Raw genomic sequence first — 12350 nt, 5'->3', positions numbered from 1 at the left:
TCTTCTCGGTTGAGCTCGGCGTCGTGCTTCCGCCCGGGGTCGCGGACGGTTCGCGGCTCGACGACCGCAGCGACTCTATGTGACGCACCAGCAACATCGGGTCTTCAGCGTGTAACGATCTGGTCTCGACCCGTTCACGTACACGTCCGCCGGATCGGGCCTCTCGCGCCATACCCTCCGCCGGATGTAGGCGTGCGCGGCGCACCTTCCGCCACCATCGGAGGTCCGCGACAGAACCTGCGGCGCGGCGTCGGAGTGTCAGCCGGGCCGCGCGACCCACGTCACCGCCGGACGGGCCCGGCCGGATGACGGCGAGGTCACGCGGAGGTCACGCGGAGGTCTCCTCCACCTCCGGTACGGCGTCCACGCCCGCCTCCTTGCGCTGCTCCGGCGTGATCGGCGCCGGCGCGGCGGTGAGCGGGTCGAAGCCGCCGCCGGACTTGGGGAAGGCGATGACGTCGCGGATCGAGTCGCTGCGCGACAGCAGCGCGACGATCCGGTCCCAGCCGAACGCGATGCCACCGTGCGGCGGCGCGCCGTACTTGAACGCCTCGAGCAGGAACCCGAACTTCTCCTGCGCCTCGTCCTCGTCGATGCCCATGATCGCGAAGACCCGCTTCTGGACGTCCTCGCGGTGGATACGGATCGAGCCGCCGCCGATCTCGTTGCCGTTGCAGACGATGTCGTAGGCCCAGGCCAGCGCGTCGCCGGGGTCGCTGTCGAAGGTGTCGAGGTCCTGCGGCGAGGTGAAGGCGTGGTGGACCGCGGTCCAGGCCCCGCTCCCGACCGCGACGTCACCGGCCGCGGTGGCCTCGTCGGCGGGCTCGAAGAGCGGTGCGTCGACCACCCAGAGGAAGCTCCAGGCGTCCTCGTCGATCAGGTCGCAGCGCCGCCCGATCTCCAGCCGGGCCGCGCCGAGCAGCGCCCGGCTCGACTTCACGGCGCCGGCCGCGAAGAAGATGCAGTCTCCTGGCCGGGCGCCGACGTGGGCGGCCAGGCCGGCCAACTCCCCGTCGGTGATGTTCTTCGACACGGGGCCGGTCAGCTCGCCGTCCTCCTGCACGAGCACGTACGCCAGGCCCTTGGCGCCACGCTGCTTGGCCCACTCCTGCCAGGCGTCGAGCTGCTTGCGAGGCTGGCTCGCTCCCCCCGGCATCACCACGGCGCCGACGTACGGCGCCTGGAAGACCCGGAACGGGGTGTCCTTGAAGTACTCGGTGCACTCGACGAGCTCCTGGCCCATCCGCAGGTCGGGCTTGTCGGAGCCGTAGCGGGCCATGGCGTCGGCGTAGGTCATCCGCGGCAGCGGCACGGGGACGTCGTGGCCGATCAGCTTCCACAGCGCGACCAGGATCTGCTCGGCGACGGCGATGACGTCGTCCTGCTCCACGAAGCTCATCTCGATGTCGAGCTGGGTGAACTCCGGCTGCCGGTCGGCGCGGAAGTCCTCGTCGCGGTAGCAGCGGGCGATCTGGTAGTAGCGCTCCATGCCGGCGACCATGAGGAGCTGCTTGAACAGCTGCGGGCTCTGCGGCAGCGCGTACCAGCTGCCGGGCTGCAGCCGCGCCGGCACCAGGAAGTCGCGGGCGCCCTCGGGCGTCGAGCGGGTCAGGGTCGGGGTCTCGATCTCGACGAAGCCGTGCTCGTCGAGCACGTCGCGCGCGGCCTTGTTGACCTTGCTGCGCAGCCGGATGGCCGCGGCGGGGCCGGAGCGGCGCAGGTCGAGGTAGCGGTGCTTGAGGCGCGCCTCCTCGCCGACGTCGACGTGATCGCTGATCGGGAACGGCAGCGGCGCCGCGGCGCTGAGCACCTCGACGTCGGTCGCGACGACCTCGATCTCGCCGGTGGCGAGGTTGGGGTTCTCGTTCCCCTCCTTGCGCCGGGCCACCTCACCGGTGACCTTCAAGCAGTACTCCGCGCGCAGGTGGTGGGCGACCGCCTCGTCGCGGATCACGACCTGCACGACACCGCTGGCCTCGCGCAGGTCGATGAAGGCGACTCCCCCGTGGTCGCGCCGGTTGGCCACCCACCCGGCGAGGGTGACGGTCTGGCCGGCGTGCTCGGCGCGGAGCGCGCCCGCACCGTGCGTTCTCATGGGGAGGGTGCGGGTCACTGCTTCTTCTCCTCGATGCTGCTGGTGACCACCTGCGGTCGCAGGTCGTCGATGGGTGGCGTCCAGGTGGCCGGGTCGGCGAGGACCTGGTCTCCGGACCGGATGTCCTTGACCTCGCCCTGGTCCGGGAACCAGACGTACGGGATGCCCCGGCGCTCGGCGTACCGGATCTGCTTGCCGAACTTCTGCGCGCTCGCCGCGACCTCGCACGGGATGCCCCGGGCACGCAGCGCGCCGGCGACCGCCTCGCTCTCGGGCCGCGACTCCTCCGAGACCACGGCGACCACGACGGCGCTGGGGACCTTGCGGGTGGCGGTCAGGCCGGTGCGGGCGATCAGCGGCACGACCACGCGGCTGACGCCGAGCGAGATGCCCACGCCCGGGTACGTCGTCCGGCCGTCGGAGGCGAGGGCGTCGTAGCGGCCGCCGGAGCAGATCGACCCCATCGACTCGTAGCCCTCGAGCCGGGTCTCGAAGACGGTGCCGGTGTAGTAGTCGAGCCCGCGCGCGATCGAGAGGTCGGCGACGACCTGCACCCGGTCGCTCACGAGGTCGGCGCACGCCCGGACCAGCTGGCCCAGCTCGGCCAGGCCCTCCTCGAGCAGCGGGTGCTCGACGCCGAGGGCACGCACCGCGTCGACGAACGAGTCGTCGGCCGCGCTGATCGTCGCGAGCGAGAGCACCCGATCGGCCGTGGCGGCGTCGACGCCGGCCTCGGCGACCAGCATCGCGTGCACCTTCTCGGCCGGGAGCTTGTCGAGCTTGTCGACGATCCGCATCACCTCGTCGGTGTCGGCGACGCCCAGGCCGGCGTAGAAGCCCTGGATCAGCTTGCGGTTGTTGACCTGGAGCCGGAAGGCCGGCAGGAAGTCGAGCCGGTTCAGCGCGTCGACCATGACGCGGGTGACCTCGACGTCGTGGTGGAACGGCAGCTCGTCGCGGCCGATGATGTCGATGTCGGCCTGGGTGAACTCGCGGTAGCGGCCCTCCTGCGGCCGCTCCCCCCGCCACGCCTTCTGGATCTGGAAGCGGCGGAACGGGAACTCCAGCTTGCCGGCGTTCTCCAGCACGTAGCGCGCGAACGGCACCGTCAGGTCGAAGTGCAGCCCGATGCCGGCGTGTCCCTCGGCGGACTCCTCGTGCAGGCGGCGCAGCAGGTAGACCTCCTTGGAGGTGTCACCCTTGCGCAGCAGCTGGTCCAGCGGCTCGACGGCGCGGGTCTCGATGCCCGCGAAGCCGTGCAGCTCGAAGGTGTGCCGCAGGGTGTCGATGACCTGCTGCTCGACGACACGCTGCTCGGGCAGCAGCTCGGGGAACCCGCTGAGCGGGGTCGGCTTGCTCATCGGTGTCAGAGACCTCGGGTAACTCGACCCGCGTCGCCCTCGGTGAGGAGGTCGAGCAGGAAGGGGTTGGTGGCGCGCTCGCGGCCGATCGACGTCTGCTCGCCGTGCCCGGGCAGCACCACGATGTCGTCGGCGAGCGGGAGGACCTTGGTGGTGAGGCTGCGCAGCATCGTCTGGTGGTCGCCTCCGGGCAGGTCGGTGCGGCCGATCGAGCCGGCGAACAGCAGGTCTCCGGAGAACATCACCTCGGAGACGTCCTCACGGTCGAACGGCGTCCGGAACGTCACCGAGCCCTCGGTGTGGCCGGGCGTGTGGTCGACGGCGAAGCGCAGCCCGGCGAGCTCGACCTCCTGGAGGTCGGCGAGCTCGCGGACGTCGTCGGGCTCGGCGAACTCGTACTGCCCGCCCAGCAGCATCTGGGCCGACTCGCGGGACAGCCCGGCCATCGGGTCCGTGAGCAGGTGCCGGTCGGCGGGGTGGATCCACGCGGTCGCGTCGTAGGTGCCGGCGACCGGCGCGACGCACCACATGTGGTCGACGTGGCCGTGCGTGACGAGCACGGCGACCGGCTTCAGCCGGTGCTCGCGCACCACCTCGGCGACCCCGTCGGCGGCGTCCTTGCCGGGGTCGATCACCACGCACTCGGAGCCCGGGCCGGTGGCGGCGACGTAGCAGTTGGTGCCCCACGGACCCGCGGGGAAGCCGGCGATCAACACCACGGCAGACTACCGAGCCGACGCACGGCGCGCCGCATCGGTAGTGGGCGGCCGGACGAGCCGGCCCTCCGTCTTGACTAGCATGGAGTCGTGACCAGTCACCAGTGGGGCCGAGTCGACGACGACGGGACCGTCTACGTGAAGACCGCCGACGGCGAGCGCTCCGTGGGCCAGTACCCCGAAGGCACTCCCGAGGAGGCGCTGCGGTTCTTCACCGAGCGCTACGACGCGCTGGCCTTCGAGGTCGGGCTCCTCGAGAAGCGCGTGACCAGCGGCGTGATGTCGCCCGAGGAGGCGGCCGCCTCGGTGCGCACCGTCCGCGAGCAGGTCACGACCGCGAACGCCGTGGGCGACCTGGTCGCGCTGACGGCTCGCCTCGACGCGCTCGAGCCGGTGCTGGAGCAGCAGCGCGAGGAGCGCAAGGCCGAGCGCGCCCAGCGCTCCGCCGAGGCCCGGGCCGGCAAGGAGCGGATCGTGGCGGAGGCCGAGGGCCTCGCGGAGAGCTCGGACTGGCGCCGCGGCGCCAACCGGATGCGCGAGCTGCTCGACGAGTGGAAGGCGCTCCCCCGCATCGACCGCTCGTCCGACGACGCGCTGTGGCGGCGCTTCTCCTCCGCCCGCACGGCGTACACCCGGCGCCGCAAGGCGCACTTCGCCGAGCAGCACGAGAAGCGCGACGCCGCCCGCGCGATCAAGGAGCGGCTGGCCGACGAGGCCGAGGCGCTCGCGACCTCGACCGACTGGGGTCCGACCGCCGGTCGCTACCGCGACCTGATGCGGCAGTGGAAGGCCGCCGGGCCGGCGCCGCGCGAGGTCGACGAGGCGCTCTGGAAGCGCTTCCGCGGCGCCCAGGACACGTTCTTCGGCGCCCGCGACGCCACGGCCGCCGAGCAGGACAAGGAGTTCGCCGCGAACGCCGAGGTCAAGGAGGCACTGCTGGTCGAGGCCGAGGCGGTGCTCCAGGCCCTGCGCTCCGACGGCGACCTCGACGCCGCCAAGCGCGCCTTCCGCGACCTCGCGGACCGCTGGGACGCCGCGGGCAAGGTGCCGCGCGACCGGATGAAGGACCTGGAGGGCCGGATCCGCCGGGTCGAGCAGGAGATCCGCGGCGCCGAGGACGAGCAGTGGCGCCGCTCCGACCCGGAGAAGTCCGCGCGCGCCGACGACATGGTGTCCAAGCTCGAGGCCGCGATCGCCCAGGTCGAGGCCGACCTCGAGAAGGCCCGCGCCGCCGGCAACGAGAAGCGGGTCAAGGAGCTCGAGGAGAACCTCGCCTCCCGCCAGTCCTTCCTCGAGATGGCCAAGCGCGCCAGCGCCGACTACTCCGGCTGAGCTGCGCCGCGGCGGGGTGGTTTCGAGGCTCGGCCCCGGCGGCCCGCGCACCTCAACCACCGTGACGGTCGTTGAGGTGCGAGCGGAGCGAGCCTCGAAACCACGGAACGCTGGCTCGGGCGCTGCCGGCAGGCGAGTCGGGCTCTGGGACGGCGAGACTCACGCTGGGACGGCGAAGGCTCGTCGTCCCAGCAGGAGTTCTGTCGGCCGACCGACGAAACTCCCCCGGGCGCGTCCCGCTGCCCCATCGGCACCACCAGCCGCAGGTTCATCAAGGGATGACGGTCAAGCCGCGGTTCCCCGGGTGACCTCAGCGAGGGAACCGCACCTTCGCCAGCATCCCTTGATGAAGCGCCACCCACCGGGTCCCGACGACGGCCTCGGCGTCCACCATGGCGCAGGACCATCGCGCTCGACGGACACCGCGGCCCACGAGGGCTACTGGGTGACCCGGTAGGCGTCGAAGACGCCGGGGACCGACCGCACCGCCTTGAGCACGGTGTCGAGGTGCTTGGCCTCGGCCATCTCGAAGGTGAAGCGGCTCTTCGCGACCCGGTCGCGGGTGGTCGACAGGTTGGCGCTGAGGATGTCGACGTGGGCGTCGCTGAGCGCCATCGTGATGTCGGAGAGCAGTCGGGCCCGGTCGAGGGCCTCGACCTGGATGTTGACCAGGAAGCTGGACTGCCCGGTCGGCGCCCACTCGACGTCGACCAGCCGCTCCGGCTGGGACTGCAGGCTCGCGGCGTTGGTGCACGACTGCCGGTGCACCGACACCCCGCCGCCCTTGGTGACGAAGCCCAGGATCGGGTCCGGCGGCACGGGGGTGCAGCACTTGGCGAGCTTCACCCAGACGTCCGGGGCGCCCTTGACGATCACGCCCGCGTCGCCGCCCGGCTGCACCTTCGAGCGCGACCGGCGCCCGGTGATCGTGACGCCCTCGGCGAGGTCCTCCGCCGCGCCGTCGTCGCCTCCGTGCAGGTCGATGACCCGGCGTACCACCGCCTGGGCGGAGAGGTTGCCCTCGCCGACGGCGGCGTACAGCGCGGAGACGTCCGCGAGCTTGAAGTGGACCGCGGCCAGCGTGAGCACCTCGTGGGACATCAGCCGCTTGAGCGGGAGCCCCTCCTTGCGCATCAGCTTGGCGATCTGCTCCTTGCCGCGGTCGATCGCCTCCTCGCGCCGCTCCTTGGTGAACCACTGACGGATCTTGGAGCGCGCCCGGGGCGACTTCACGAACCCCAGCCAGTCGCGGGACGGCCCGGCCGTCGGCGACTTCGAGGTGAAGACCTCGACCACGTCGCCGTTCTCGAGCGCGGACTCGAGCGGGACCAGGCGGCCGTTGACCCGGGCGCCGATCGTGTGGTGGCCGACCTCGGTGTGGACGGCGTACGCGAAGTCGACCGGGGTCGCGTCGGTGGGCAGCGCGATCACGTCGCCGCGCGGTGTGAAGACGTAGACCTCGGCCCGGTTGATCTCGAAGCGCAGCGACTCGAGGAACTCCCCCGGGTCCTCGACCTCGTTCTGCCACTCGAGCAGCTGGCGCACCCAGGTCATGTCGTCGGGGTCGGCCGACCGGTCGGTGTCGACCCCCGCGCGGCTGTCCTCCTTGTACTTCCAGTGCGCCGCGACGCCGTACTCGGCGCGGCGGTGCATGGCGTAGGTGCGGATCTGCAGCTCGACGGGCTTGCCCTGCGGTCCGATGACCGTCGTGTGCAGCGACTGGTACATGTTGAACTTCGGCATCGCGACGTAGTCCTTGAACCGGCCGAGCACCGGGTTCCATCGCGAGTGCAGGACGCCGAGGACCGTGTAGCAGTCGCGGTCGTTCTCGACCAGCACCCGGATGCCGACCAGGTCGTAGATGTCGGAGAACTCGCGGCCGCCGACGATCATCTTCTGGTAGATCGAGTAGTAGTGCTTCGGCCGACCGGTGACCGTGGCCTTGACCTTGGCCTCCCGCAGGTCGGTGCCGACCTGGGCGATCACCTCGGCGAGGAACTGGTCGCGCGAGGGCGCCCGCTCGGCCACCATTCGGACGATCTCGTCGTAGATCTTGGGGTGCAGGGTCGCGAACGCGAGGTCCTCGAGCTCCCACTTGATCGTGTTCATGCCCAGCCGGTGGGCCAGCGGGGCGTAGATGTCGAGGGTCTCCCGGGCGACCCGCTCCTGGGTCTCCTGGCGCACGTAGCGCAGCGTGCGCATGTTGTGCAGCCGGTCGGCGAGCTTGATCACCAGCACCCGGATGTCGCGCGACATCGCGACGATCATCTTGCGGATCGTCTCGGCCTGCGCGGAGTCGCCGTACTTGACCTTGTCGAGCTTGGTCACGCCGTCGACGAGTCGCGCGATCTCGTCGCCGAAGTCCTGCCGCACCTGCTCGAGCGTGTACGGCGTGTCCTCGACCGTGTCGTGCAGCAGCGCCGCGGCGAGCGTCGGCTCGGTCATGCCGATGTCGGCCAGGATCGTGGTCACCGCGAGCGGGTGGGTGATGTAGGGGTCGCCGGACTTGCGGGTCTGGGTGCCGTGTAGCTTCTCGGCGGTCACGTAGGCGCGCTCCAGCAGCGCCAGGTCGGCCTTCGGGTGGTTGGCCCGGACGGCCCGGAACAGCGGCTCGAGCACCGGGTTGGCCGACTGGTTGCGGGTGCCCATCCGGGCCAGCCGGGCGCGCATGCTGCGCGTCGACGGGCCCGGCTCGGACGCACGGCGCGGGCCGGCGGCTGCCGGCGGGGCGGTGCGTTCCTCGGTCACGCGGGGTCCCCTCGGAATCGTGCGGTGGCGGAGCGCAGCGGGGGAAGCGCGCGATTCCGTGGGGTGCTCACACGGCCAGTCTAGGCATCAGACCGTCAGCAGCGTCGTCAGCGGTACGTCGTCGCCGAGGGTCTGTCGGCCCGGGAGGAACCCGAGCTCCATGAGCATCGCCACCGCATGCACCTGCGCCCCGCACCGCTCGACGAGCTGGGTGGTCGCTCGGGCCGTGCCGCCGGTGGCCAGCACGTCGTCGACGAGCAGCACGCGCTCACCGGGGCGCAGCGCGTCCTGGTGCACCTCGAGCGTGGCCTCGCCGTACTCCAGGACGTAGGAGGCGGTGTACGTCGCGCGCGGGAGCTTGCCGGCCTTGCGCACCGGCACGAAGCCCACGTCGAGGGCGAGCGCCACCGGCGCCCCGAGGATGAACCCCCGCGACTCCATGCCGAGCACCTTGTCGACCACGACCCGGCCCGCGTCGTCCCGACCGGGGGCCGCGAGCGCCTCGACGACGGCCCGGAGGGCGCCGTGGTCGGCGAGGAGCGGGGTGATGTCCTTGAACAGGACGCCGGGCTCGGGGAAGTCGGGGACGTCCGCGATCAGGGCGAGTGCCGACGCCAGCCCGGGCCGGGGCCCGGGCTGGGTCACTTCTTGCCCCGCTTCGACTTCGGCTGGCGGCTCGGCTGCTGCCGGCCCGACGAGGCGCTCTGCTGGACCGGGCCGCGCGACTGGGGCGCGATCCGGCCGCGGCCGGCGGTCTCGGGGCTGCGCGGCTCCTGCGCGCCCGGGGCCGGCCGGGAGACCGGGGCACCCTCCTCGAGGTCGCCCTCCGCCTCGTCGACGGGTCCGGGCTCGTCGCGCACCGGCATGTCCTCGGTGAACACGGGGACGGCAGCGTAGCGGTCGGCGTCGCGCTTGGCGGCCGCCCGGGCCCGCCGCTCCGCCAGCTTGACCTCGGTCTCGGTGGACTTCATGTGCACGAGCACGCGCGGCGCGATGAAGACCGACGAGTAGACACCGGCGGCCATGCCGACGAACTGGGCGAGCGCCAGGTCCTTCAGTGAGCTGGCGCCGAGCTGGACGGCGCTGACGTAGAGGATCGCGCCGATCGGGATCAGCGCCACGATCGAGGTGTTGATCGAGCGCACCAGGGTCTGGTTGACCGCCAGGTTGGCCGCGTCGGCGTAGCTCTGCCTACTGGTGCGCAGCTCGTGGGTGTTCTCGCGGATCTTGTCGAAGACCACGACCGTGTCGTACATCGAGAAGCCCAGGATCGCGAGCAGACCGGTGACCGCCGCCGGGGTCACCGGGAAGCCCGAGAGCGCGTAGATGCCGATCGTCAGCACGATGTCGTGGAACAGCGCCACGAGGGCGGCCACGGACATCTTCCATTCTCGGAAGTAGGCCCAGATGAAGATCACCACGAGGCCCAGGAAGATGCCGACGCCGACCAGGGCGCGCTTGGCCACGTCGCGGCCCCAGCTCGCGCCGATGTCGTCCTTCGAGATGTCGTCGTTCGACGCCCCGGTGACGTCCTGGATGATGCCCCGGACCTCCTGGTCCGCCACGGCGTTCAGGTCCTCGGTCTGGATCAGCATCGCGCTGTCGCCCGACGTCGTGACGGTCGGCGCCGCCGCCGCTCCGACGCTGGAGTTGCCGATGGCGTCGCGCAGCTCGTCGGCGGTCTCCTGGTTGGCCTTGGCGGCCGCCAGGTTGTCGACGCGGTACTGGGTGCCGCCGGTGAACTCGATGCCGAAGTTCAGGCCCTTGACGACGATCACCACGATCGCCAGGCCGACCAGGGTCAGCGAGATGGCGTACCAGAGGGCACGCTTGTGGACGAAGTCGATCGACTTGTCGCCCTGGTAGAGCTCGTTGCCGAGCCGCGAGAACTTGCCCATCAGGCCTTACCTCCCGTGGCGACCCGATCGATGCCGAGCGTGCTCGCGCTCAGGCCGGAGAGCTCGCCGCCGCCGTTGAAGAACTTGTACCGGGCCAGGAACGTCACCAGCGGCTTGGTGAACCAGAACAGGATCGCCAGGTCGATGAACGTCGAGAGGCCGAGCGCGAAGCCGAAGCCCTTCACGACACCCGACGCGAACAGGTACAGCACGCCCGCCGACAGCAGCGACACCACGTTGGCGGCGAGACGCGTCTTGCGGGCCCGGCGCCAACCGGTCTCGACCGACACCCGCATCGACCGTCCCTCACGCATCTCGTCACGGATGCGCTCGAAGAAGATGATGAAGGAGTCGGCGGTGACACCGACGCCGATGATCAGGCCCGCGATGCCGGGAAGGGTGAGCGTGAAGCCGGCGGTGTTGCCCAGCAGCAGCACCATCGCATAGGTGATCGCTGCCGCCGTGGCCAGCGAGGCGAGCACCACCAGGCCGAGGCCGCGGTAGTAGAGCAGGCAGTAGAGCATCACCAGCGCCAGGCCCAGGGCGCCGGCCGTCAGGCCCGCCGAGAGCTGGTTGCCCGCCAGCGACGGGCCGATCTGCTCGGTCTGGATGCCGTCCTCCTTGAAGGAGATCGGCAGCGCGCCGTACTTGAGGCTGGTCGCCAGGCTCTCCGCCGACGCCCGGGTGAAGTTGCCGGAGATCCGCGCCTGGCCGTCGGGGATCCGGCCCTCGAACGTCGGGGCCGAGATGACCTGGCCGTCGAGCACGACCGCGAACTGCTGCTCGCTGCCGGCCATGGCCGACGACAGGTCGGCGAAGGCCTGCTTGCCGTCGCCGCCGAGGGTGAGGTTGACCTCGTAGGCCACGCTGCCCTGCGGGATGCCCGCCGAGGCCTCCTTGAGGTCGGTGCCCTCGATCACGGCCGGCGAGAGGAGGTACTTGGTGGCGGCGTCCTCCTCGGTGCCGCAGGTGACCAGCCAGGTGGTCGGGTCGTCGGCCGGCGGCTCGGTGGTCGGGCAGGTGTACGCCGCGTAGGCGTCGATCGCCTCCTGCGGCGGGTTCGAGATGAAGGTGAGCGCCTGCTCCGGGGTCGCGCCCTTCGCGTCGGCCGGCGCGGTCGGGCTCTCGCTGGGGGACTCGCTGGGGGACTCGCTGGGCGACCCACTGGGGCTCGGCGAGTCGGTCGCCTTGTCGTCGGCCGCACCGAACGCCGGGCGGTTCTTCGCGGTGCCCTGGTCGCCGGACTTGCCGGCCTTGTCCTTCTTCGGCTTGGGGGGCAGCGTCACGCCCGCACCGGGCTCGGCGCTCGGGCTGGCACCCGGGTCGGCCGGGGTCGGCGTGGCGCTCGCGCACGGGCCGGGCGCGGTGCTGGTGCAGGCCACGGTGCGGAAGCGCAGCTGGGCCTGGCGCTTGACGGTGTCGATCAGCGAGTTGGAGGTGTCGCCCGGGATCTCGACGATGATCACGTCGTTGCCCTGCGTGGTGACCTCGGCCTCGCTCACGCCGGAGCCGTTGACGCGGTCGTCGATGATCCGCGCGGCGGTCTCGACGTTCTCCTTCGTCGGGTTGCCCTCGGCGGTCATCGTGATCCGGGTGCCACCCTGGAGGTCGAGGCCGAGGGCCGGCTTCCAGTTGCCGCCCAGCGCGACCAGGCCGTACAGCACCGCCACGCCTGCCAGGAACAGCGCCAGCGTGCGGCCGGCGTGCGCGGCTGTGTTGCGTGCCATCTCAGTTCTCCTCCGGACCGCTGCCCGGCTTCCCGTTGTCGACCTCGATGTCGGACCGCTCCTCGGCCGACTCGGTGTCGTTCATGTCGTCCACGTCGTCGCGCGCGTCGTCCGGGGCGTCGTCGCGGTGCTCGACCTTGCTGCCGATCGCACCGGGGGCGACCCGGATGACCACGCCGTCGGCGATGGCCACCCGCAGGTGGTCGTCGTCGACCTGGTCGACGGTGCCGTAGATCCCGGAGGTCAGCACGACATCGTCACCTACGGACAACGACGACTGCATGCGCCTGAGTTCCTTCTGGCGCCGAGAGGCCGGTCGGATGATGAACAACCAGAAGAGCAGCACGATGCCGACGAGCGGCAAGAACTCCACGACGAATGACCTCTCGAGCGTTGTCTAGGGCGCGCGACCCAGAGCGGGCGGGCCGACGCGCCAGTGTAACCAGCGGAATGGCCCCGCTCACGAATTCGCC

Annotated in this window: 9 protein-coding genes; 1 reads left to right on the top strand and 8 read right to left on the bottom strand. The window is 71.3% G+C overall.

Annotated elements, in window-relative coordinates; all coding sequences use genetic code 11:
* Positions 1-328: 328 nt before the first annotated feature.
* Genes aspS through FHU40_RS20705 form a run of 3 tightly spaced genes read right to left on the bottom strand, consistent with a single transcriptional unit; the run spans position 329 to position 4172 of the window.
* A complete protein-coding gene (gene aspS, locus FHU40_RS20715; protein WP_183594783.1) occupies positions 329-2095 on the bottom strand; it encodes an aspartate--tRNA ligase in 1767 nt (588 codons plus the stop codon).
* Positions 2096-2109: 14 nt separating this feature from the next.
* Entirely contained in the window at positions 2110-3456 is a 1347-nt protein-coding gene (gene hisS, locus FHU40_RS20710; protein ID WP_183594247.1) for a histidine--tRNA ligase, read from the bottom strand.
* Positions 3457-3461: 5 nt separating this feature from the next.
* Complete coding sequence (locus FHU40_RS20705; protein WP_183594246.1) at positions 3462-4172, bottom strand: MBL fold metallo-hydrolase; 711 nt, start codon at positions 4170-4172, stop codon at positions 3462-3464.
* 90 nt (positions 4173-4262) lie between these two features.
* On the opposite strand from FHU40_RS20705, the gene FHU40_RS20700 reads away from it, so the two are divergent.
* Entirely contained in the window at positions 4263-5504 is a 1242-nt protein-coding gene (locus FHU40_RS20700; RefSeq protein WP_183594245.1) for a DUF349 domain-containing protein, read from the top strand.
* Positions 5505-5942: 438 nt separating this feature from the next.
* Here the strand turns inward: FHU40_RS20700 and FHU40_RS20695 are convergent, their stop codons facing one another.
* From FHU40_RS20695 to yajC, 5 genes are all read right to left on the bottom strand, one after another.
* Positions 5943-8252, bottom strand: coding sequence for a RelA/SpoT family protein (locus FHU40_RS20695; protein ID WP_425490199.1), 2310 nt, complete (start codon positions 8250-8252; stop codon positions 5943-5945).
* An 87-nt stretch (positions 8253-8339) separates the two neighbouring features.
* Entirely contained in the window at positions 8340-8897 is a 558-nt protein-coding gene (locus FHU40_RS20690; RefSeq protein WP_183594244.1) for an adenine phosphoribosyltransferase, read from the bottom strand.
* Positions 8894-10150, bottom strand: coding sequence for a protein translocase subunit SecF (gene secF, locus FHU40_RS20685; RefSeq protein WP_183594243.1), 1257 nt, complete (start codon positions 10148-10150; stop codon positions 8894-8896). The genes FHU40_RS20690 and secF overlap by 4 nt, the downstream gene beginning before the upstream one ends.
* Entirely contained in the window at positions 10150-11877 is a 1728-nt protein-coding gene (gene secD / locus FHU40_RS20680; protein ID WP_183594242.1) for a protein translocase subunit SecD, read from the bottom strand. The genes secF and secD overlap by 1 nt, the downstream gene beginning before the upstream one ends.
* Position 11878: 1 nt before the next feature.
* The gene (gene yajC / locus FHU40_RS20675; RefSeq protein WP_183594241.1) at positions 11879-12250 is read right to left on the bottom strand and encodes a preprotein translocase subunit YajC; all 372 of its coding nucleotides are present in this window, start codon (positions 12248-12250) and stop codon (positions 11879-11881) included.
* Positions 12251-12350 lie beyond the last annotated feature (100 nt).

Origin of the sequence: Nocardioides soli (assembly GCF_014191495.1) — a bacterium.
Taxonomy (GTDB): domain Bacteria; phylum Actinomycetota; class Actinomycetes; order Propionibacteriales; family Nocardioidaceae; genus Nocardioides; species Nocardioides soli.
The sequence above is the reverse complement of the archived record's forward strand: the minus strand, read 5'-3'. Positions and strand labels throughout refer to the sequence as shown.